We start from the raw sequence: 22,244 nt of genomic DNA, 5'->3' as shown, positions 1-22,244 counted from the left end.
TCTTTGAATTTATTGAATTCTAATCGAGGGAATCTGTCAATTTACTGACAAGACAGATGCGTTCAGGAACTGATCTTTTCCTGAGAAGGGAGTTCGATCCCCTTTTTTTTGAGCTTTTCAAGAAGGGTTGTCCGATTCAGTCCGAGCAGTTCGGCAGCCTTCTTCTTGACGCCTGCGGAACGTTCAAGCGCCTGAAGGATAAGACCGTTTTCCATGGTATTGAGAACGCTGTTAAGATCTATTCCCTCGGCAGGAAGGACCATACCGCCTGCGGTTATCGACAGAGAAGCCCGGGACTCTGCAGATGCGGGAAACGCTTCTGTCTGGAGCGGTTCGCATCTGCCACAATGAAATCGCTCCGGCAGATCGTCCAGCGTAACCGATCCCGTGTCATTGAGTATAACAACGCGCTCGATCAGGTTCTCAAGTTCCCGCACATTACCGTGCCAGCGGTATGACAGAAAACAATCCATGATCGGCTGAGAAATCTTGATCAGCTCCTTCTTTTTCTTTTTGCAGTATATCTGCATAAAATGATCGATCAGAAGGGGAATGTCCTCTTTCCTCTTTCTGAGCGGCGGCAGATGAAGGGGGATAACGTTCAGCCGGTAGAAAAGGTCTTCCCTGAATGTGCCATCCTGGGTAGCCTTCTCAAGGTCTTTGTTCGTTGCCGCAAGAATTCTTACATCCACCTTCACCGTCTTTGTGCCACCCACCCGCTCAAATTCCCTTTCCTGCAGCACCCTGAGCAGTTTCACCTGAAGTGACGGATGGAGCTCTCCGATCTCATCAAGAAAAATAGTGCCCCCGTTTGCAAGCTCAAACCTGCCGATCCTTGTATTTACGGCACCGGTAAACGCGCCCTTCTCATGACCAAAAAGCTCAGATTCAAGCAGGTCCTTCGGAATAGCAGAGCAGTTCAGGGGTATAAAAGAATTCTGCGCGCGGGAGCTGTTAAAATGGATCGTCTTGGCGACAACTTCCTTGCCGGTGCCGCTTTCTCCGGTAATGAGTACGGTGCTTTCCGTGTCGGCAACTTTCTCGATCATGTCATAGACCTTCTGCATCCGGGGAGAAGCGCCAATCAGTCCATGGAAGTTGTATTTCTGCTTGAGCTGCTTCTTGAGCATCAGGTTTTCCTGCTTCAGCTTCGAAAGTTTAAGCGCCCTGTTCACCGTAATGAGCAGTTCCTCGAGAATAAAGGGCTTCGTAATATAGTCGAAGGCGCCAAGTCTCATAGCCTCAACCGCAGTCTTGACCTCTGCAAAGGCTGTCATAACAATAGAAGGAGTGCTTATTTTGCGTTCCGAGGCATTCTGCAGAACATCGAGCCCACCAAGGCCAGGCATGACAAGGTCAACAAACAAAATATCAAATTTATCATGATCGAGGAGTTCAACACCTCTTTCGCCATTCTCTGCAAGAGTAACACTAAAGCCTTTTCCCGTAAAAAAGCTTTCGAGAACATCCCTTACGATAGAGTCATCATCGATCACTAAAATGCGATGCATGAGGTGATGATACGCGAAAATGTTTCACGTGTCAATACTTTGACTCAACAAAAATGTCCTCATTCCGTTATGTTTGAGGTATACTATAAGTATGGTAGAGATGGCAGCATCAGCCATTGCGATGAAACAGGCTCAACTCTATGAGCAGCTGTCGATGAGTGCGGTCAAGATGCAGATGGAGGCCCAGCAGAAGATGGCCCAGATGCTTCTCGATAATGCAAAGCAGATCGAAGCGCTCTCACAGCAGGCCGCAGCCCGCGGCGGCATCGATATCTTCGTTTAGTTCAGTCGGCTTCCGGCAGCAGGTTCATGTCGCCCTTACGTGCCATTTATTTCTGTACTTTCCTGCGCACCTCTTCCATTACATCGAGAAGAGGGACACTATAGTCTTCAGCCGCTTTTCTGCAGTCCTCATATTCAGGAGTGATCCGGAGATGTTCGCCGTATGTTGATTCTTTCACCCGCACTGTTCCGTATTGCGTCCTTACCCCCTTCAACTGTCTTGCCATGACAACCCGTCCTGCTTCGTAAAAACGGATACCAATTGTGGTGGTCTCCTGCAGGATGATATTGATGATCCCGTCTTTCTTTTCGGCGCTGCAGAGCACAGTCAGCAGAACTCCCGGCCGAGATTTTTTCATGATCACCTGTGCGATGAAGGCATCAAGCGCTCCTGCCCCAAAGAGGCGCTCCATCACATATTCATAGACCTGGGGATTCATGTCATCGATATTCGTCTCGATAACCGTGATGGCTTCATGACGGGCAGTCTCATCGACCTGACCGACCATGATCCGGACGATATTCGACCGTTCTTCCGGGTCCTTGTTCCCTGCGCCGATGCCAATCTTCTCGAGAGAAAATAAAGGCATGCTGCCAAATCCGGATGCGAGTGTCCTCAGGAACACAGCACCTGTCGGCGTTGTCATCTCAAATGCAGGTCCAGAAGAATAACAGGGGACCCCTTTCAATAATTCTGCGGTTGCAGGTGCAGGCACCGGCATGATTCCGTGGGAGGTTTTTGTTGAGCCGCTTCCGAGGTTGACAGGAGATGCGTAGACCTTTTCTATGCCGAGATACGAAAGACCGATAAGCGTACCGAAGATATCCACCAGACAGTCAACGCAGCCAAGCTCATGCAGATGAGTCTTTTCGATCGTGCTTCCATGCACCTTCGCCTCTGCCTCAAAAAGATTCTTAAATACAGCAAGTCCCTGCTTCTTTATTCTTTCGGGCAGGTCAGATTCTTTGATGATAGTTTGAATGTCCTTCCACTTTCTGACTGCTGACTGCCGACCGCTGACCGCTTTCTTCAGCGTAACATCCACCTTAGTCGCCGCAATCCCTGTTCTCAGAACCTTCTTTTCGCTTAGGGCATAGCCCTTCAGCTTAAGCTTCTTCAGCCCTCGTTCGATCTCCTTGAGCGGAACGCCGGCATCAACAAGGGCGCCAAGGCACATGTCCCCGCTGATCCCGGAAAAGCAGTCAAAATATGCGATCTTCAATTTCAAGGCCTCATGACAAAATCAGTTCACATCCAGAAAGGGCTTTACGTCTTTACTAAAATCAAGCCTGCCAAAATAAGAGCCGATTGCTGAACGGTATGCGCCGATGGACTTCATCGCCTCTGTTGCAAGATTGAACCTCTGCTCAAGACTGATCCTGCCGCCGTTGTTCTTCAGCAAGGAGAGAAAATCAGCATATTGAGACGGAGACGTAAGCGCAGCTATGCTGTGCCAGTTCTTTGCCGAGGCCATAGTCATGGCAGGGCCGCCGATATCGATATTCACCCGGGCCGTCTCAGAAGTCGTGCCCTCTTTTTCTATAACAGAGGTAAAAGGATAGAGGTTGCCGACAAAGATATCAAAATATACTCCGGCATACGTGCTGCCTGCTGCAAGTGTCTTATACAGGTATTCTTCATGCGCCGGATTGCCCCGCTCTGCAAGCAGGCCCGCATGGATCTTGGGATGGAGCGTCTTGACCAGCCCACCCTCCATCTCGGGCGCACCGGTATACTCTTCGACCGGGATATAGTTCTTTGATGAGTCTGCACCGAGGATATCAGCTATCTTCTTGCCGGTGCCGCCGGTCGAGTAAAACCTGGCCTCAGGATTCACGGCAAGGATGCCCTTTATCAGCTCTTCAAGCTCGGCCTTGTCAAAGACACTGACAAGGATATGCGCCGGTTTAATAAGGTCCATGACCTGATGGATATTTTCTCTGATGCTCATATACCCCCCTCTGATTTTATTAACAGTTTTTCTATCTCGGTTATCATCTCTGCGATGGTCATCTTGATGCGCTGGCTAAAACCGAGTTTCTGCCTCAGCTCTATCTCGATCCCTGACAGTTCGCGGTAAAGGTCTGTCCTATCAAACATGCATTCTGTACTCTTTTCAGAGGACATGTCCCAGTCTATTCTGTGGCAGCCGATGCCCTGCGCCTCCGTGCCATCAGGCCTGCGCATTTTATACGGCACGCCATGAAGCCTGCAGATCATAAGCCGGTATTCATAGAGACTGCAGAGGTTGTCACTATTGAGCGGGCACATTATACGTCTGGCCTGCCCCTCCCTGTCATGCATCCGGCAGAGTTCAGCCACCTCTTTAGCCCTGTCAAATATCTCTTTTCTCTTGCCGCCCTCCAGAGTCTGTATCCCTTGCCGCAGGTAAAGAAACTCCGAGAGGGTATGATGATAAAAACGCTCCTCACAGCAATTTTCGTCAAAGCCGCTGCAGGAAAAATCATAACATAAAGCAGACCGGTCATAGGCCTTGCCCATGCGGCCATACAGATCCCTCATCTTGCCTTCAGCCCTGTCGATGATGCCCTTGTCAGCCTTAAGCAGAGGAGAGAAGATGCTCATGCCCTGTTGCAGGACCGTGATGAAATCATGTCCCAGGTTTTCTCGTCAAGTTCATCCACGTAGTCCGCTATGCCGTATCGTTTGCCGCAGTCCATGCAGCGCAGGGTAATCGCCCTTCAGCCAAATTGGATAATGATGCGGCCGTTGCAGGTTCTGCATTTGAGGTTCGTATCTTTCATCCACTTATTTTATCCAATAGCGGGGGCTTTTTGAAACCTTGCGCCTTTACGTATAATGAAACATGCAGATCGAGCCTGTCGCCGTGGGGCAACGAAACACGAACCATCATTTCGCTATTGATGAAGAAAGCGTCATGCGCAGCCTTTTCTCTGCCCATGGAGATGATCTTGCCGGGGTCATCTGCGCTGCCCGGCAGGCAGAAGTCCTCATCGAGGCAATCAGCCCGCTCATTGAAGAACATACCTCGGCAGTATGCCCTGACTGCACGTCGGTCTGTTGCATCGACAGGCATTCCCGCTTTGACCGCAGTGATGTCATCTTCATGACAGCACTTGGAAAGAAAATCCCCGAAAAAGATCCAGCCGTCGCTGACACCGATGCCTGCAGGTTTCTTGGCAGCAGGGGCTGCGGCAGGAAACGCTCCGAAAGACCGTACCGCTGCACATGGTTCTTCTGTTCGCCTCTGCTGGATCGGATTTCGAGACAGGCTTCGGCTGCCTGGTACAAAACATTCATAGAAATGCTTCGGAATATAACGGAAAAACGCACAACAATGATGAACGATTTCGAGGCCATATCGACAAAGCTCTCCACAGCCCTGAACAACGCCCGGGAATAACAAATAACTTGTTGTTTTCATTGACACTTTTAATTTCCGTGCGATAATATTAGAGTTACCTACATGTTAGATAAAACTGCCATATTGAAGGAAGTCCAGAAGTATTTAGCCAAAGGTGCGGTTGACAAAGCCATTGCCGAATTGGAGAGACTTGTCAAAGACAGCCCTGACGGCAACATCTACAATATGATCGGTGACATCTATCTGAGAAAGGGCGTACAGAAATCTGCAATCGAGTATTACCAAAAGTCCGCCATGTTTTTCAGGCAGGAAGGATTTGCCCAAAAGGCGCAGGCACTCTACAAAAAAGTCCTGAACATCAACCCTGCTGATACCGATGCGCTTATCGCCTTTGGCGAGATTTGTGAAGAAAAGGGTATGGTCGCAGAGGCCATTAAATATTACCTTGTCGTTGCGGACCTCCTCGCAAAAGAAGGCAAAAAAGAAAAGATCCTCGATGTCTATGCAAAGGTCCTGTCCCTTTCACCTGCAAACATTCCGCTCAGGGTAAAAGTCGCCGATATCTATCTCAAAGAAGGCCTTAAATCAGATGCAGCGCGCGAATTTGTACATATCGCACGAATCCATGAAGAAAAAGGGGATATGCAGAAGGCGAGGGAATTTTTTCAAAAGACCCTCGACATTCAGCCTCTGAACAAGGACGCCACGCTGGGTCTCAGCGTTATCTTTGAGAAAGGCGGTGAACTCCGGCAGGCTTTTGAGCATATGAAAGATGCCGTGGTGCTTTTCCCCGAGGATCCGGAGATCCTCTTCCGTTGCGCGGATCTTGCGGTTATCTCTGAAAGCACAAACTTCGCCATAAAATGTCTTCAACGAATAGAGGAAAAAGAACCACAGAATATCAAGGCACGCATGATGTTAGGCGAGCTGTATCTTCTAAAAACCAGAGAACTGGAGTTGGCCTGGGCACAATACCTGCCGATCCTTGATCAGGTTATCCTTGACCAGAAGTTTGATGACGCCATCAGTTTTCTCAATACCTTCAAGAGCGTTGACCCGGTTGAAACGGGCAAGAGGCTTGTTTCCCTATACAGGCAATTGAATGAAGATGACCGTGCCGTAATGGAATTAATCACCCTGGGCGACCTGTTCTCAGACAAGGGGAACGAAGACAGTGCCAGGGCATATTATACCGAGGCAGAGCAGATAAATCCGTCACATGCGGAGGTAAGGAAAAGACTTGCTCCTCCTGAACCGGAACCGATTATACCGGAGCCGACCGTACAGGAACCGGATATCGAACGGGAATCGTTGCCGATTTCCGACAGCAGTATATTCGCAGAGCCCGGCCATCGCGCGGTGACGGAAGAGATTGAACCGTCTCTTTTTACGACTCCGGCAGAGACGATCACCGAAGATTTCAAGACCGCTGAAAGCGCGCAAGAGGAAGAACCCCAGAGTATTACCGTCAGAGCGGAAAAGACATTCGACGAGGTGATAACCGAGGCCGATATTTTCTCCCGGTATGGACTTATGAGTGAAGCCCAGCGGCTGCTTGAGGGCCTGAAGCTGCGGTTCCCGGAAAATATCGACCTGCATCTGCGGCTGAAGTCGATTTACGTTGATACGCACGACATAGAAGCCGCCGTTACCCAGTGCCTTATCCTGAGTGAACTCTACCGACGCAATGACGACACGGAAAATGCCGAGCAGATACTGAAGGATGCTGTTGCAATCAGTCCGGAAGACCCGCGTCTTGCCGACCGCGGCTTTGCCCAGCTTATCGAGCAGACTTCATTCGCCGCCTCTCAGCCGACCTACGCTGAAACCATCTCCTCAAAGAAACTCGATATCGAGGACTTCGAGGAAGAGATAGCCGAGGCTGATTTCTACTCCCGTCAGGGACTCACAACCGAGGCAGTCAAAATTCTCGAAAAACTCCAGAAGCTCTTCCCGGAAAACCGCGATGTCAATGAGCGTTTGCAGGCCCTGGGCCAAACCTCCCCTGACCTCGAAGACGGAGAACTATCGGACAGCATGGATATGCATGATGCCTTTGAGATCCCTGAAACCGTTGAAGCGCCGTCCGAGTTCGAACAGGCAGGGATATATGGAGCAGCTGAGGATTCAGAAGAGCTGGCTGACAGAATCGAACGGCAGGAGGCATTTGAGCTTCCGGCCACAGACGAGCCGCCCGCGCACTCAGGCGGGTTGGCCGGGGAAAAGGGGTTACCGGACAGGCATGAAATGTTCGATGACTTTGAGAGGGCCGAAAAGGCAACTCAGCCTCTTGATGAAGTCGTTGCTGAAAAGCCTTTTATGGGGGAGCCTGCGGCAGCATCTTCAGATGACGCAATCTTTAAGGAGACTTCACAGGTTACGGAAATACCGGCACAGGAGTCCGCGCCAAGGGCTGCCGAACCTTCCGGGGAGACCGAATTCGAATCGTTCAGTCTTTCCGACGATGACCTCATGGATGCCCAGGAAATGCCCGAGCCTGCACTTGATAATGACGTGCTCGATATATTTCAGGAGTTTAAAAAAGGCCTTGAGAAGGAGCTTGGCGACGAGGATTCCGAAACCCATTACAACCTCGGCATCGCTTACAAGGAGATGGGGCTTGTTGACGATGCGATCAAGGAATTCCAGACATCGCGGAGTGACCCCGCGCGGTTCATCCAGTCATCTACCATGCTGGGCGTCTGTTATATGGAGAAAGGTCTGTATTCCCTTGCGATCGATGTATTAAACAAGGCAATACAGCAGATGCAGGAGCGGGATGATTCCTACTGGGCGCTCACCTATGAGCTTGCTGAGGCTTACGAAAAGAACCGGAATCTGAAGGAGGCCTTTAGCCTGTACACGGGAGTCTACGGATGGAGTGCAAAATTCCGTAATGTTTCTGATAAAATGAGTCAGCTGAGGGCGCAAGACCCGGAGCTTGTTGAAAAAGAAAAAGAACAGACGATGGAAAAACCGAAAGGAAGAAAGGACAGGGTATCTTACCTCTAATACATGGACTATCTTGAATATTTTAAGCTCTCGGAGCATCCGTTTTCAAATGTGGTAGACAGCAGGTTCTACTATAACAGCCCTCAGCAGGCAGAGGCTCTGATTAAGCTGAAATACGCCATTGACACGAGAAAAGGTCTCGCTGTCGTCATCGGCAACATCGGCGCAGGCAAGACCACCCTGGCACGCAAAATCCTTGAGGAACTGGATGAGGAACACTATGAGGCTGCGCTTCTCGTAATTATTCACTCGTCAGTCAGTTCGGAGTGGCTGTTCAAGAAGTTCGCCATTCAGCTTGGCGTCAAAAATGTGCCTGACAGCAAAATCGAACTATTGAGCGCAATATACCGCAGGCTGCACGAAATCAACGAGCAGGGCAAAAGGGCAGTCGTGCTTATGGATGAAGTGCAGATGCTCAACTCCACCGAGATCATGGAAGAGTTCAGGGGCCTCCTGAATATGGAGACCGCTGAAGGCAAGATGGTGAACTTTGTTTTCTTCGGCCTGCCTGACCTGGACCAGGTTCTCTCCCTCGATGAACCCCTCAAACAGAGGGTAGCCATCAGGATAAGGCTGAACGCCTATTCAGAGTCTGACACGAAGGATTATATCCAGCACAGGATGAAAGTGGCAGGAGCTGACCGTGAGATCTTCACTGACAGGGCCATCTCCATGATCTACAAGTATTCTAACGGTACTCCCAGACTGATTAACACGATCTGCGATAATGCGCTTCTGGAAGGGTTTCTGTTTAAAAATACGGCCGTAGACGATTCGATCATAAAAACCGTAGCAATCGACCTCGGCCTCGAGAGCTAACTCCTCCCGTCAAAAGAGATCTCCCGGACGCTCAGCGTAACCGCATAACGGGACAGTTCTATCCTCATCTTCGATTGGTACCAGACACCCTTTGTCTGCGCAGGATTGCTATAGAAAACCGTCAACTGTTTGCCGTCATCAAAAAAAATCCTCTGCTTTTGGGGAAGCAAGGTCTTTCGGTCAAGAACGACCTCTCTGGCTGCATTCTGCAGGATGAGATGATCATTCTCCTCCTGAATCGCAAAGTCTTTGCTATCCCACCAGAAGAGGCTGTCCCTCAACCCCTGGGTAAGGATAGCGGTCTTATTTTTGTCGAGCTTTGGCGTGCTCCTTACCAGACCATTCTTAGCGGTGAGGTCCATGACAAGTATGCCGAGCGTGTAGACCTTCATATGCAGGTCGCCGTCCTGCGCAATGTCGATCACTGCATCGCCATGCGTCTCAGAGTCGGTCTTTTCGAAGACCACTGACATGGCTGCATGAATCCGTTCAATTAATCTGCGCTCTGCAAGGACAACCGCAATGCTCCGCTGTTCAACGACAGGCATTTCAGCCTTTTTGGGCGCACATGCTGATACCATTATGAGGACGCTAACGAAGAACAGCTTTAAGAAATTCATCACAGTTTCTTACTCCTATGATCTCGATATCCTGTTTTGCTTTTATCTTATCCGCATTTCCTGCAGGTATGACAGCCCGCTCAAAGCCGATCTTTGCCGCCTCTTTCAGCCGTACTTCTGCCTGGGCAACCGCCCGGATCTCCCCTGAAAGCCCGACCTCGCCAAATACGCAGGTTCCGGGCTCGACCGGTTTTTCTCTGCCAGATGACGCTATGGTTGCGATAATGCCAAGATCGACTGCCGGTTCTATGATCTTCAGTCCGCCGACAATATTGATAAAGATGTCCATGCCGCCCAGATGCAGGCCGGCCCGCTTCTCAAGGACTGCGACCAGGAGGTTCACCCTGTTAAAATCAACGCCGATCGATGTCCTCCTCGGCATGCCGAAATTTGTCTGGGAAACAAGCGCCTGTATCTCGACCATAAGCGGCCGTGTGCCTTCAAGGCAGGCGACGACGGTCGAGCCCGACACGTTTTGAGGCCTCTCCGAAAGGAAGAGCTCTGAAGGGTTAGCCACTTCCCTGAGGCCTGCATCAGACATCTCGAATATGCCGATCTCATTGGTCGAGCCGAAACGGTTCTTCATGGTGCGCAAAACGCGATAGGAGTGGCCGCGGTCACCTTCGAAATAAAGCACCGTGTCCACAATATGCTCAAGCACACGCGGTCCTGCAATCGTGCCTTCTTTCGTGACATGACCGACAAGGAAGACCGGCAGATGGGATCGTTTTGCATGGAGCATAAGCTTTGCAGCGCATTCCCTCACCTGCCCTACCGAACCGGGCGCAGACATGAGTTCCTGCGTAAAGACGGTCTGGATGGAATCCACCACCATGGCATCAGGTTTTATCTTCTTTGCCGCATCCAGAATACCTTCAAGCGATGTCTCGGGCAGCAATATGATATTCTCCGCATCCACCGAGAGCCTCTCGGCGCGCATCTTAATCTGCTGCGGTGATTCCTCGCCCGAGACGTAGAGGAGCTTTCCGGTCTTTCTGGAAAGACCGGAAAATGCCTGAAGCAGGAGCGTTGATTTGCCGATGCCGGGGTCGCCGCCCACGAGGATCACGGAGCCTGCTACAACGCCGCCGCCCAATACCCTGTCGAACTCCAGTATGCCGGTAGAGGTCCTCTTCTCGGATATGCCCTCTATTTCCTGCAACAAAACCGGCTCGGTCTTCATCGAAGGCTGCAGAGAACCCTTACGGCCGGACGGGGCTTCCCGTTCTTCCACGAAGCTGTTCCATGCACTGCAGTCAGGGCATTTGCCGAGCCACTTGGGGCTGCCATACCCGCAGGATTGGCACTGATAGAAGGTTTTGGTCCTGGACATGCCTTAGTTGCCTTTTACATAAAATTTGACAGAATCGATCACCGCATCATTCGCGTCGATCAGTGATATTGTATATGTTCCTGGCAGAGGTTTCCACGATATACTTTCCGATGCCCTGCCGATCTCAGTGCTGTTCAGTCTCCAGCGCAGAAGATGGCTGGCTGCATCTGCTTCAAAAAAGACCCGCTGCCGGTCTCCCGGTATATCAGGGTCAAGGGCAATGATCATGCCCTGGGCTGGATAGGTGATCCTCTGCATGGACGAAGACGTCCCTGCATGAGCAGATGGTTCAGGGTCTTTGACAGCGAGTTCCCTTTTCAGCAGATCAGGCATCATCCCATCTTTTGCCTGCAGGACCATATCTTTCGGCAGTTTCATGGGCCTGCTCGGGACCTTTGCATGCAGGTACCCCATCACCTCACGCCAGACAGGTGCTGCGCCGGTCACGCCGGAGACATTCCACATCGGTTCTCCATTAAAGTTGCCGACCCACACACCAACGGTATATCTCTCAGAATAACCGATACACCAATTGTCACGCATGTCCTTGGACGTGCCGGTCTTTACCGCAGTCCAGAATTTCGTGGCAAGTGGATTTTCAAGGCCAAAGGTGATGCTGCGCGCCCCCCTGTCAGACAGAATATCAGAGACAATAAAGGCAGCCTCTTCAGAATAGACCCTCCGCTTCTTAACCGTGGTCATAACCGGTGTTATTTTCAGTTCTGACCATACGCCGCGGTTGGCAAGCGTTCTGTATGCATTCACCAGTTCATGCAGGGTGACATCGGCAGTGCCGAGCGCGATCGAAAATCCGTAATGCTCTTCAGACTCGAGCCGGCCGAATCCAACTTCCCCCAGTTTGGAGACAAAGGCCCCGACCCCGACCAGCGTAAGCGTCTTTACCGCAGGCACGTTCAGTGACGAAGCAAGGGCATCACGTGCCTGAACAGGCCCTTTAAAGTCATTATCGTAGTTTTCAGGTCTGTACACGCCAAAGGCAGTAGGGACATCAAGCGGGCTGTCAACAAGCACTGACGAGGGGTTCAGCAGGCGGCGGTCAAAGGCAAGCCCATACAAGAAAGGCTTGAGCGTTGAACCTGCCTGTCTGCGTGCGACAATGCCGTCCACATGACGTGCGCTCGAAAGGTCGCCGCTGTTGGCAACATAGGCGAGTATATCTCCGGTTTTGTTATCGACGACAAGCACGGCACCGTCATGCACATTCTGCTTTTTTACGGCAGCAAGATGATACTTGAGCGTGTCCGAGGCAAAACGCTGAAGACCAGCATCAAGGGTCGTTGCGGCCGAAGTCATGCCGGTCTTCAAAAGTTTCTGCGCAACCTGCGGGGCAAGGCCGGTCCTCTGCTTCACGCCATAGGGGCCGGCAAGGCTCCTCGATGCAAAGGCCTTCAGATCAGCACATTGCGTTTTCTGATCCATGGACTCAGAGAGAATGCAGGCACGTTTGGCAACAACATCCGGGGGTGCATTCGGGCTCCTGATCAATGAAGCAAGGATCACTGATTCCTGCTCATCAAGGCCGCTGGCATCTTTTTCAAAGAGCCCTCTTGAGGCAGAGGCAATGCCCTGGAGTTCTCCCCTGAAGGTGACGAGATTAAGATAGGCATCGAGGATCTCGTCCTTTTTCCATGCAGCTTCAAGCTCTCGTGCAGCCTGCATCTGGTCCCATTTCTGGGCCATGCTCCGCTTCTTTGTCTTTGGCCTGAGCTCTTTGTCGAGCATTGCAGCGACCTGCATGGTGATCGTACTTGCGCCGCGCTTCTCGGTTGAGAAAACGTTCTTTATTGCTGCTGCGCCTGCAGCCTTCCAGTCAACGCCACTATGCTCGTAGAAGCGCTTGTCTTCGGTATGGAGCACTGCCCTGATCAACGAAGGAGAGATCTCTTTCAGGGCTGTCCACTGCAACCTCCTGCCCTTTGCATCGACCCTGAGCTCATGGATCACAACGCCGTGCCTGTCCAGCAGCACTGCATCAGATTTCTTGTAAGACTTCTTTACATCCTCAAACGACGGCAGGGCGTAGGCGTAGCCCCCTGTGACAAGAAGAATCATTATGACAGCAATCTTCCTCATAAGGAGGGGTAGAGACGGCGAAAATGCACTACCTGCGACACCGAAGCAGTCTTCACATAACAAAAAACAGTGTGTGTCAGCACTTCTTTTCTGACAAAATTATCGTTCATCGCTCTCATAGTAAAATAATGTCGCATTGCAGGGCTTTTCATCCGTTCCCCCCCTCCGACGAATACAACTATCTTATCCTTACTCTCCCACCTCGATCTTCTTATTCGGCAGTTCGCCGAACATCTCAGGTGCATACAGCGCTTCAGCGCGTGTTACAGGCTGCGAGAATGTACCGCTGTTGTTCAAGCGCACGGTGTATTCCACAGTCCATGACCCTTTCGGCACAAACTCGTAATACGCCCTGAATGCCTCGAACGAACGCTCTTCAAACGCAGGCCATACCCAGCCCTCACGCTTCTCTCCCGATGTCATGATCTGCGAATCCCTTCCAAGCCCTGTGCCGAGGATGTTCGATCCTGAGGGGATCGGGTCCTGAACCACGACCCAGGTCATGTCTGCCTGGGCCTCAATCTCGAGCCGCACCCTTATCACATCGCCCTTTGACCATTTTCCTTTATTCTTCTGCTCGATTGGCAGAAGCGATTTTTTGATCTTATAACCGCTCGACACCGGCTCCTTAAGGGGGATGGCAGCAAGGCTCTGGAGCATGACCCATGGCTTGCCCCTGCCCTCGTGACGCACGCTCAACAGCTCTTTATCCTTTGGCCAGTTGAACCTTAGGCTCTGACCGGAGTCATTACCTGTCCAGTCGATCCTTTTCGTAATCTGATCGAGTATGGCTGACGTTGAACCTGTGGGCGCCACTGCCTCGAACTTCTTCGAGAACTTCTCCATCGCAAGCACACCCCAGGCATTTGCAGTTGTCAGACCCCAGTATCCCCTGTGCTGTCTTCCCAACGCGCCGCGTACCATCCTAGGCATATCCTCTTTCCAGGACTCCCTGTTAAGGAACGTAAGCACGCTCTTCACCGCATTGACATCTGCAGAGAGCATAAGCCACCAGAGGTTGTCCGTGTTCTCGGTTGAAAAACCCATGACAGTTCCCTGGAAATTCAGCCGTGACCTGATGATCTGCTCAGCCTCCTTCAGCCTCTTTTCACGGTCCGGAATATCCTTTACCCTGAAAAGCAGGTTCGTCCAGTCAAGCACCGCCGAAGTCGGCCAGAGGTTAGGTTCAAGCATGATCGAACCGAGCATCTTCGGTTCCGCTTTTCCTCCTCTTGAGAGGGCCTCGATCGCTGAAAGCTTGCGTATTGACAGGTCAGCAGTCGGCAGCGACGAGTATCTGATCACGCGGCCTTCGACAAAACCCTTGAGCCCCTCCTCCATCCTTTCTCTCACATCCTGCGGAATGGGCCAGCCTGCCTCATCGGATATGGCAAGCATGTATGCGGTAAGACTGTCGCTTCCGCGGCTCATGATTGGGAAATATTTCACAAGGCCGTCGCCATCAAGATGGGCCGGAAGTTCGGCCAGGACTTTTTTCCAGAGCTCCTCATCCCTGAGCGCAATAGCCTTTGACGTCTTCTGCTCCATGCAGGTGTATGGGTATTGCTTCATGTACCAGGCAACACCGCCGAGGCCGTTCGATAGGGTAGGCTTGAGCGAAACCGTGACCCCGCCCTTGCCGGCCACTGCATCCTTTGGACGCTGCACATCCATATCAAGAGATGTATCGATTTGTGCAAGCGTTGACTGAAATATCCTGACAGGAACTGCCTCGGCAACCTTTTGTTTGACCTTAATGCGGTCTTCAGCAGTCCCGCCCTTCTCTTTTGCCGATACTGCATAGCTCAGACCTGAAATACCCATGGGGACCTTGATCTCCCAGGCCAGATCCTTTGCCTCACCTGCAGCGAGACCCTCGGTTATGGGTTCCAGGGCCTTGTCTTCAGGACCCTTTATTATGCCGCTGACCTCAATTTCCATCTTCCGCTCAGAGGCATTCCTGACCGTAAACCCTGCCTTAAAGAGGTCCCCTTCTCTGACAACCTGCGGGATACCAGAGAGGAGCATGATTTCCTGTGTAGTTCGAATGGCTGCCTGGCCGGTCCCAAAAAGTCCGTTACCGCTGTTTGCAACAGCAACGATCCTGAAGCCGCTAAGCGAGTCATTAAGCGGTATCTCCACTGAGGCCTCGCCCTTATCATTGAGCTTCACCCTTCCCTTCCAGAGCAGCAGCGTTTCAAAGAGTTCCCGCGTTGACTGCCGTCCTCCGCCGCCGCCCTGAGGCAGGGCCTTGAGGCCGTAATGCCGCTTGCCCACAACCTGCATCTGAGCAGTGGCTGTGCGTATCTCATACCCGCGCCTGCCCATCATGGCGTCGAGCAGCTTCCAGCTCTGGTTCGGCATCAGTTCAAGGAGCCCTTCATCAACAGCTGCAATTGCGACCTCACTGTTCTTCGGCATGGCCTTCCCGTCTGCCCGCTTCACCCTGATCCGAACCCTCGCCTTTTCCCTTACCTTATATACCTCCCGCTCGGGTACAACCGCAACGTTCAGCTCATGGGCCTTCCAGCCAACGTTAATCTCTGCTATGCCGAGTTTAAAGGCAGGCTTGCCGAGATCTACCATGGCAGTGGGCTGCAGCCCGGAGACCCTGCCCCTGACGATGAGTGCAGAAACAAATACATTCGGCGCATAGTTGTCCCTGATTGGCACCTCGATCACGGGGGAAGCGCCGGAAAGCTTCTTCACATACGTATCGATAACCCCTTCACGCTCGACCGTAACCAATGCGGTCGCCTCCCTGAACGGCATGCGCACCTGGAACTTTGCCGTGTCACCCGGCTCATACCGCTTCTTTTCGGGCAGCAGGTCGATCCTGTCGTTGTCAGAAACATCGAACCACCATTGCCCCTTTCCCGCGATCCAGACCTCTCTATTTGCAGCCGAAACATTGCCCGCATCGTCCGCGGTCTTTGCCTGAAGGATGACATTGCCGGTCACCGGCGACTGCACTTCGCAGATCAGAAGCCCCTTTGCATCTGTCCTGCCCTCGCAAATCTGTCTGAGTTTTTTCGTTTCTGAAACATGCTCATAGGAATAGAACCCTCCAACCAGCCTCTTTCTGTGGGAGAAGAACTTCTTCTGAAAGAGATCGACCTGCACAACGCGGTCAGCCAGAGGCTTGCCTGCAAGGTCTAGGACGGCAACGTGGAACTTGAAGGCCTCCTTTGAGGCTGCCCATGAATCGGGCTTGATCCCGATATTCAGCCCTGACGGCCAGAGTGGTATCCTCTGCGAAACGGTCTGGACCTCGCCGTTGGGATCCCTGAACTCAAGCTCTGTCTGCACGTCGTGGGGCTGTGTTACGGCAGGCAGATCCGATAGCGTTGTCCTCAGACTACCGGTCTTCTCAAGGACAAGCTCTTTGGTCTGAATCTTCGGTCTGCTGCGCTGCGCTTCTTCTTCCGCACCCTCGTAACGCCCTCTCCTCAGGACCTCTTCCCTTACCTCTCCGTTGGCAAAGATAAAATCCTCATAGTCAGGGAAGCTCAGGGATTTGCGCTGCACCTGGCTGCGCAGTTTGACAGACATGGCCCCGGCGCCTCCGCCAGAAAGATAGAAAACGAACAGGTCGAGTTCAGCCTGCTTTGCCCTGATGAGCGGTTCCTTGGGCGGTTGTATGATCGCCCTCATCAGCGGCACTCTGAATTCCTCAACCCTGAAAGAACCCGAGACCCAACCGTCAGGAACATAATAGGACTCATCGCCCGCCTCATACGCGCCGACCGCTGTCCTCTCGCTCTTCTTTTCAGAAAGCTTTTTCAGGAAATAGACCTCATACACACCGAGCTTCGCATCCTTCGGGATTTCCCATTCGGTCTCGGCAATGCCCTGGGTGTCCCACTTCAGCGGGAATTCATACCGCTGTGAGCTGCCGTCGTGCTGGATCAACAGGGCCTTGGGCAGTTCGTCGACCTGGGAAAAACCGGTCATGACATGCTTGCGGATGAGATGCTTCATATGAACCGTCTCGCCTGCCCTGAGCAGACTTCGGTCAAATATCGTATGAGCCTTTACCGGACCGCGATAATCCTCTGCAGGGAGGCTGAACCGCCAGTGTTCAATACCCTCATCCCAGTTTGAGTGAACAAAGGTCATATCAGCTTTGTTCTTCGCAAATACAAAGAGGCCGCTGTCGATACCCTGCATTGCTGAGGCGGCTTCACTATGGTTGATATTGCCGTTGCACCGCGGCAGTTCGCTTTCCGACGGCAGCTGCATCTTCACTGCGGCAATCCCGTTAGGGTCAGTCTTGCCCTTCCAGAGCTCTTTGCCGGTGCAGTCCCGTATCGAAATATCCGCACCCTTGACCGGCATGGCCTTGTCAAGTGTTGTGACCCATACCAGGGACGATTCCCTGCCCCATTTGAAATGTGCAGACAGATTCGTTACAAGCGCTATCGTGGGGACATACAGAGGAGCCTGATGTCCAAGCAGCGACGCTCCGAGAATCCGGCTCTCCATCTCGACGACATAGAAACCGGGGTCCTTAAGAGGGATACCGACAACTTCATATGCCTTTGCGCCCTCAGGCTTGGGCAGGGAAAATTCCCTGACACCAGGCTCTGACTTCAGGATCGACACTTCCCTGCGGCCTGCCGCTACTTTCCGAAGCCACGCAATGATCTTTTCTTCCCTCAGCGCAGCGAGCTTCTGAAGCCTTCCTTTTACGCCCTTGACCGTATCGCCCTTCTTATCGCCTTCGGCCGGGCTTTCGGTCTGCTTGTCAACAGCCGCCATACGCGTCATAACCTCTTTTTCGAGGTTTCTCAGGGTAACAGGCAGGGTTGCATCTCCATTGAGTTCGATGATACCGAAGCGGGCAGAGAACTTTGCAAGAGGCGGAAAGGCATCGGTCTTCACGGCAAGAGGAAAACGGTCTTTATTCTCCAGCCTTCTGCCTGCATCGTCCTTCAGATCCTTTGGCAGTTCAAGAGAAAAAGAGCTGTTCTCCGGAAATGGCCCCCTGAAGGCAACACCATACACGGTATTCTCATCAACCGGCTCCGGCGCCGGGCCCTCACCCCCCTCTTCCGCATCTTCATCTCCATATCCATACGAAGATGCTTTGTCTGGCTTGTACGTTTTACCCTTCCCCTTCAGCACGATCTTCTTTGCGCTTTCCCAGGAAACTGGAGCGGAGAAGTTAAGCTGCAACGGCAGTATGGGTATGCAGTTTGCTTTTGCATTTTCTCTTTTGCACCTGAAAGTAGCCTTAAAGGGATCACGCGTCCTGAAAGTCAACACCTGTTCAGCGCTTGTCTTCACCCCGCTAAGGGACATAACCCCCCTGCCCCAGATCAGTTTTACCACCGCATGGTTGGGGAAGTTCTGTATGCACTGGACCATAGCATGCGGCACTTTCCTGAGCCGGTAATGTTCTTTTGCTATATTCTCTTTTTCTTCTCCCCGGATTAACCGTACGCCGACCTTTTCCTGTATGCCTTCGATGGAACAGAAGACGTTTGCGGCGATGGATTCTTCGACGGCCTCGGCATCGAGCATTACAATGAAGATCTGGTCTTCGCTGATATTTTCACTTCCTTCACCGGGAACAGCCTCACGGATCGCCGGCCCTCCGGTAGAGAAGGAATATTTCTGCCGGCCTGCGGCTGTCTTGCCTGAGAGAGACCTGAGATCAGACTTGAGAGAAAATTCACAGACAACACCTGCAGGCAGATCTCTCTCAAAATCATAGACCCAATTCCTTGCATCAGCCCAGCGGCCCTTCCCTTTTTCCGTGCACTGGATATCAAAGGGCTCCCTATTAAGCGGGTCCCCAAACGGCACCATCTGTTCAGAGAAGCGCACAGAGACCTGTCTGATATTTTTCACCTCTCCCTGCGGGGAAAATAGCTCGACCGTTTCTCTCAATGCTGCGACAGGTGGAGGCGGTTCAGCCTGTTTACTGTCTTCGGCATGCGAAATGCACAATAAGGCCGATAAGAACAGAAGAGACAGAAAAAAAGTCCGGTGAAATTTCATCGTCATAGTTCCTCCGAATGTAGATCAGAGCACAAAGAGTTTCATGCCTCTGCCTGTTCCGATCGTCTTCTGAAATGCCTTTCCCATAAACCGTTTGGCCTTTTTTACCGCATCAAGCCTGGAGCTTCCCTGTGCCAAATAAGCCGTTATCGCTGCGGAGAAGGTGCAGCCTGTTCCATGAAATTCTCCCGGCCTCTTTTCTGCCGTGAGATAGTGAAATGAACCATCATATATGACGTCGACCGCAAGATTCTCCAGATGGCCTCCCGTGATGACGACCATGTCAGGACCTCTGTCTTTCAGGATGACTGCGGCCTCCTTCATCTCCTCCTGTGATCTGATCTTCAGTCCGATCAGCACAGAGGCCTCATGGAGATTCGGCGTAATTACCTGACATAGAGGCAATATCTCATCCCTCAGCAACTCCGGCACGTTTCTCTGCGCAAGTTTCTTGCCGGAAGATGAGATTATGACCGGATCGAGCACCAGATTTCTCAAAGAATATTTGCGGATAATGCGTGCCACAACCCTCACATTATCTTCCGTCAAAAGCATACCCATCTTCGCAGCATCAGGAACAAGGTCAGACAGGAGCAGCTCGAGCTGTTTTTTCAGGAACTGTCTGCTGACCGGCTCCACACCATCCACCCCCCGGGTATTCTGGGCGGTTAGAGCAGCCACAGCAGACAGACCATAGACCCCGAGTACCTGAAAAACCTTCAGATCAGCCTGCAGGCCGGCGCCTCCCGAAGGGTCAAACCCGGCGATAGTAAGGGCTTTTTTCATAAATTGGATTATATACCGTCATAGGGTTATTCTCAAGGAAGGGTTGCCGGATCCTGATATCCAAGATGGTTTATAAATCCTTCCATATGTAAATGTCAATTTTATATTGACAGAAATCCAGATAACGTATAAAATTTTCGTTAGTAAAAAATATCCTTAATTATGGTATTTTGAACAACATTCTTTAACGAAAGGAGGTGTTTTACATTATGAAGAAGATCTTCGCACTTGCACTTTCAGTTCTCATGGTTCTTGCTCTTGCTCTCACAATCGGCTGTGAGCAGAAGAAGCCTGAGGCTCCGAAGCCCGAGGCTCCGAAGGCTGAAGCTCCGAAGCCTGCTGAGGCTCCTGCAGCTCCTGCTGCAGCACCGGCTGCTCCTGCAGCTCCTGCTGAGGCTCCTAAGAAGTAAGACAACCCAAAATCAGAGCAATAAAAAGGGCCCTTTATCGGGCCCTTTTTATTGCTCGTTTTCCCCTCTTTTTCAGGCACCAAAGCCTTTTTGATAAGGTATAATAGCAATCAGAACAACGGGGGCTCTTTCCATGATCAGAAAATCACTTCTTTTGAAACTGTTTGATGCCGCTTACATTCAGCGCTGGAATGACCGCGTACGGCCGGTTGAATTCGTTGAGCTCGACAAGCAGGCACACAAAATGGTTATAGCCTATTTCTTGGGGAAATTTGAAGAAAACAACCCTGACTTCAGCTGGATCGAAATTATCGAAGGCGGGATATTCGAACTCCTGCAGCGCATAGTTCTTACCGATCTGAAACCTCCGATCTTCTACCGGATCAAGGAAGACAAGCTCAAATACCGTAAACTGAACGAGTGGGTATATCAGGAGCTTGAGCCGGTGCTTTCCCCGCTCGGCAAAGATTTCTGCTTACTCTTCCAGGATTACTTCTCTGACAAGGCCGAAAATATTAATCGAAGAATCCTGAATGCCGCGCATTACTATGCGACAAAGTGGGAGTTTGACATCATTGAGAAGATCCATCCGCAGAGCTTTGAGATGGAGGCGATCAAAAAGCGTCTCCAGGATAAACAGAACGAATACGGCGACCTCAAAGGCATGGGACAGCTTTTCCGCAGTGAGCGGTACAGGCACTTTCTCGATATGTGCGGACAGCTGCGGTTTCAGATACGCTGGGCAAACCTTCACCGTGTGCCAAAAACCTCGGTCATGGGCCACTCGCTCTTTGTCGCTATCCTCTCGTATTTCTTCTCGCTCGAGAATAGGGCCTGCTCAAAACGATGTGTAAACAATTATTTCACCGGCCTGTTTCATGACCTGCCCGAAGTGCTTACCAGGGACATTATCTCTCCGGTAAAGCGGTCGATTGAGGGACTTTCCGATCTGATCAAGGAGTATGAGAAAGAGCAGATGGAGCAGGAGGTGTACAGCCTTATTCCAAAGGCGTGGCATACAGACATCAGAAACTTTACGGAAGATGAATTTAACAGTATCGTAACCGTAAATGGTGAAACGCTTAAGGTCTCCAGTGACGATATCAATAATTGCTATAATGACAACCAGTTCAATCCCCGTGACGGAGAGCTGGTAAAGGCTGCAGACTCTTTGGCCGCATTCATCGAGGCCTCAGTAGCCATCCATAACGGCAGTCCCAGCCAGGGGCTTGTGGAGGCAAAACTCTCGATCCGCAGCAAGTTCGAAAAAGCAACCATCGCAGGCATCAACTTTGGTGAAATCTACGCGGATTTTGAGTGATCAGCTTTATCCCCTTGAGCACTGATTTTTTGCCGCCAAATCCGGGGCGCTGTTCGATCGAAAAGCCTGCCTCGCCGAGGCCCCTTCTCACCGCTCCGGCAACCGTATAGGTTGCACAGGTCCCGCCAGCCAATGTCTTTTCTCCAATAGCCAGAAGAAGCTCGGGCCGCCAGATAGACGGGTTTTTCTTCGGACCGTGACCATCCAAAAACCATGCGTCACAGGGCGCGGTGAGTGCATGGACCATTTCGAGGGCCTCCCCGATCCAGAGATTCAGGGTCAGGCGGCCAAACGGCCGGGGGAGCTGAATCTGGTGCCACCCCGGTCTGGAAATATCGATATGGTCATAGGCCTCAACGAACTGGTCAATAAGCGGGCCTGTCTGTGGCCTGAACCCGCTGAGAATTGACACCATCCTCTCAGAACTGATCGGATGCAGTTCGACGGAATTATAGGTTATTGAAAGATCGGTGATAGTGCATCTGTCCAGAAAATCCAGAAGCGCAATAACCAGGCGGCCGGCGCCGAACCCTGTTTCACCGATGACGAACTCTTTCCTCCCCGGTCCCATGCCAGAAAAGATATCCATGAGGCCGCAGCCAAGAAAAAAAATATGCTTCGCTTCTTCGATGGCATTGACCACATCAAAGTAGCGGTCGTCATAATGTTCATTCAGCAGATAAGGAGGGATCTGCATGATCAG

General features: G+C 51.6%; 16 protein-coding genes. 6 read left to right on the top strand and 10 right to left on the bottom strand.

The annotated features are described in order from the left end of the window. Positions 1–62: 62 nt before the first annotated feature. Positions 63–1,511 (bottom strand): sigma-54-dependent Fis family transcriptional regulator, encoded by a 1,449-nt coding sequence (locus HZB31_14935; protein ID MBI5849216.1) that lies wholly within the window; start codon positions 1,509–1,511, stop codon positions 63–65. Between the two features lie 91 nt (positions 1,512–1,602). Here HZB31_14935 and HZB31_14930 point away from each other — a divergent pair, with 91 nt between their 5' ends. After that, complete coding sequence (locus tag HZB31_14930; protein ID MBI5849215.1) at positions 1,603–1,794, top strand: hypothetical protein; 192 nt, start codon at positions 1,603–1,605, stop codon at positions 1,792–1,794. A gap of 46 nt (positions 1,795–1,840) precedes the next feature. On the opposite strand, the gene larC is transcribed toward HZB31_14930, so the two are convergent. Genes larC through HZB31_14915 form a run of 3 tightly spaced genes read right to left on the bottom strand, consistent with a single transcriptional unit; the run spans position 1,841 to position 4,380 of the window. Beyond that, on the bottom strand, positions 1,841–3,016 hold the full coding sequence (gene larC, locus HZB31_14925; protein MBI5849214.1) for a nickel pincer cofactor biosynthesis protein LarC: 1,176 nt from the start codon (positions 3,014–3,016) through the stop codon (positions 1,841–1,843). A 21-nt stretch (positions 3,017–3,037) separates the two neighbouring features. Further along, the gene (locus HZB31_14920; protein ID MBI5849213.1) at positions 3,038–3,745 is read right to left on the bottom strand and encodes a hypothetical protein; all 708 of its coding nucleotides are present in this window, start codon (positions 3,743–3,745) and stop codon (positions 3,038–3,040) included. Beyond that, on the bottom strand, positions 3,742–4,380 hold the full coding sequence (locus HZB31_14915; protein ID MBI5849212.1) for a hypothetical protein: 639 nt from the start codon (positions 4,378–4,380) through the stop codon (positions 3,742–3,744). The genes HZB31_14920 and HZB31_14915 overlap by 4 nt, the downstream gene beginning before the upstream one ends. 241 nt (positions 4,381–4,621) lie before the next feature. On the opposite strand from HZB31_14915, the gene HZB31_14910 reads away from it, so the two are divergent. From HZB31_14910 to HZB31_14900, 3 genes are all read left to right on the top strand, one after another. Further along, positions 4,622–5,179 carry a hypothetical protein gene (locus HZB31_14910; protein ID MBI5849211.1) on the top strand — a complete coding sequence of 186 codons (558 nt, stop codon included), beginning with the start codon at positions 4,622–4,624 and terminating at the stop codon, positions 5,177–5,179. A gap of 63 nt (positions 5,180–5,242) precedes the next feature. Beyond that, positions 5,243–8,152 carry a tetratricopeptide repeat protein gene (locus HZB31_14905; GenBank protein MBI5849210.1) on the top strand — a complete coding sequence of 970 codons (2,910 nt, stop codon included), beginning with the start codon at positions 5,243–5,245 and terminating at the stop codon, positions 8,150–8,152. A 3-nt stretch (positions 8,153–8,155) separates the two neighbouring features. Next, positions 8,156–8,971, top strand: coding sequence for an AAA family ATPase (locus HZB31_14900; protein ID MBI5849209.1), 816 nt, complete (start codon positions 8,156–8,158; stop codon positions 8,969–8,971). On the opposite strand, the gene HZB31_14895 is transcribed toward HZB31_14900, so the two are convergent. The 5 genes from HZB31_14895 to thiD all read right to left on the bottom strand — a co-directional run bounded on the left by HZB31_14895 (position 8,968) and on the right by thiD (position 19,810). Then, positions 8,968–9,519, bottom strand: coding sequence for a hypothetical protein (locus HZB31_14895; GenBank protein MBI5849208.1), 552 nt, complete (start codon positions 9,517–9,519; stop codon positions 8,968–8,970). The two genes, HZB31_14900 and HZB31_14895, sit on opposite strands and share 4 nt — an antisense overlap. A 43-nt stretch (positions 9,520–9,562) precedes the next feature. Continuing rightward, entirely contained in the window at positions 9,563–10,924 is a 1,362-nt protein-coding gene (gene radA, locus HZB31_14890; protein ID MBI5849207.1) for a DNA repair protein RadA, read from the bottom strand. Positions 10,925–10,927: 3 nt separating this feature from the next. Beyond that, complete coding sequence (pbpC, locus tag HZB31_14885; GenBank protein MBI5849206.1) at positions 10,928–13,018, bottom strand: penicillin-binding protein 1C; 2,091 nt, start codon at positions 13,016–13,018, stop codon at positions 10,928–10,930. Positions 13,019–13,207: 189 nt separating this feature from the next. Further along, the gene (locus tag HZB31_14880; GenBank protein ID MBI5849205.1) at positions 13,208–19,024 is read right to left on the bottom strand and encodes an alpha-2-macroglobulin; all 5,817 of its coding nucleotides are present in this window, start codon (positions 19,022–19,024) and stop codon (positions 13,208–13,210) included. A 24-nt stretch (positions 19,025–19,048) separates the two neighbouring features. After that, positions 19,049–19,810: a bifunctional hydroxymethylpyrimidine kinase/phosphomethylpyrimidine kinase gene (gene thiD, locus HZB31_14875; protein MBI5849204.1), complete on the bottom strand. Its 762-nt coding sequence runs from the start codon at positions 19,808–19,810 to the stop codon at positions 19,049–19,051. Positions 19,811–20,019: 209 nt separating this feature from the next. Here thiD and HZB31_14870 point away from each other — a divergent pair, with 209 nt between their 5' ends. Together HZB31_14870 and HZB31_14865 are read left to right on the top strand one after the other, a co-directional pair. Beyond that, positions 20,020–20,220: a hypothetical protein gene (locus tag HZB31_14870; GenBank protein ID MBI5849203.1), complete on the top strand. Its 201-nt coding sequence runs from the start codon at positions 20,020–20,022 to the stop codon at positions 20,218–20,220. Between the two features lie 133 nt (positions 20,221–20,353). Then, positions 20,354–21,541 carry an HD domain-containing protein gene (locus tag HZB31_14865; GenBank protein ID MBI5849202.1) on the top strand — a complete coding sequence of 396 codons (1,188 nt, stop codon included), beginning with the start codon at positions 20,354–20,356 and terminating at the stop codon, positions 21,539–21,541. On the opposite strand, the gene mnmD is transcribed toward HZB31_14865, so the two are convergent. Beyond that, entirely contained in the window at positions 21,507–22,238 is a 732-nt protein-coding gene (gene mnmD, locus HZB31_14860; GenBank protein MBI5849201.1) for a tRNA (5-methylaminomethyl-2-thiouridine)(34)-methyltransferase MnmD, read from the bottom strand. The two genes, HZB31_14865 and mnmD, sit on opposite strands and share 35 nt — an antisense overlap. Between the last annotated feature and the right edge of the window lie 6 nt (positions 22,239–22,244).

Source organism: Nitrospirota bacterium, assembly GCA_016235245.1.
Lineage (GTDB): Bacteria > Nitrospirota > Thermodesulfovibrionia > Thermodesulfovibrionales > UBA6898 > UBA6898.
This window is presented reverse-complemented; position numbering and strand designations above follow the sequence as displayed.

What these genes read in the sequence shown, in the direction of transcription:
- HZB31_14935 (MBI5849216.1), bottom strand. Translation starts at nt 1,511, where the DNA reads ATGCATCGCATTTTAGTGATCGATGATGACTCTATCGTAAGGGATGTT.
- HZB31_14905 (MBI5849210.1), top strand. Translation starts at nt 5,243, where the DNA reads ATGTTAGATAAAACTGCCATATTGAAGGAAGTCCAGAAGTATTTAGCC.
- pbpC (MBI5849206.1), bottom strand. Translation starts at nt 13,018, where the DNA reads ATGAGGAAGATTGCTGTCATAATGATTCTTCTTGTCACAGGGGGCTAC.
- HZB31_14920 (MBI5849213.1), bottom strand. Translation starts at nt 3,745, where the DNA reads ATGAGCATCAGAGAAAATATCCATCAGGTCATGGACCTTATTAAACCG.
- radA (MBI5849207.1), bottom strand. Translation starts at nt 10,924, where the DNA reads ATGTCCAGGACCAAAACCTTCTATCAGTGCCAATCCTGCGGGTATGGC.
- HZB31_14915 (MBI5849212.1), bottom strand. Translation starts at nt 4,380, where the DNA reads ATGAGCATCTTCTCTCCTCTGCTTAAGGCTGACAAGGGCATCATCGAC.
- HZB31_14900 (MBI5849209.1), top strand. Translation starts at nt 8,156, where the DNA reads ATGGACTATCTTGAATATTTTAAGCTCTCGGAGCATCCGTTTTCAAAT.
- thiD (MBI5849204.1), bottom strand. Translation starts at nt 19,810, where the DNA reads ATGAAAAAAGCCCTTACTATCGCCGGGTTTGACCCTTCGGGAGGCGCC.
- HZB31_14865 (MBI5849202.1), top strand. Translation starts at nt 20,354, where the DNA reads ATGATCAGAAAATCACTTCTTTTGAAACTGTTTGATGCCGCTTACATT.
- HZB31_14895 (MBI5849208.1), bottom strand. Translation starts at nt 9,519, where the DNA reads ATGCCTGTCGTTGAACAGCGGAGCATTGCGGTTGTCCTTGCAGAGCGC.
- HZB31_14930 (MBI5849215.1), top strand. Translation starts at nt 1,603, where the DNA reads ATGGTAGAGATGGCAGCATCAGCCATTGCGATGAAACAGGCTCAACTC.
- HZB31_14910 (MBI5849211.1), top strand. Translation starts at nt 4,622, where the DNA reads ATGCAGATCGAGCCTGTCGCCGTGGGGCAACGAAACACGAACCATCAT.
- HZB31_14870 (MBI5849203.1), top strand. Translation starts at nt 20,020, where the DNA reads ATGAAGAAGATCTTCGCACTTGCACTTTCAGTTCTCATGGTTCTTGCT.
- HZB31_14880 (MBI5849205.1), bottom strand. Translation starts at nt 19,024, where the DNA reads ATGAAATTTCACCGGACTTTTTTTCTGTCTCTTCTGTTCTTATCGGCC.
- mnmD (MBI5849201.1), bottom strand. Translation starts at nt 22,238, where the DNA reads ATGCAGATCCCTCCTTATCTGCTGAATGAACATTATGACGACCGCTAC.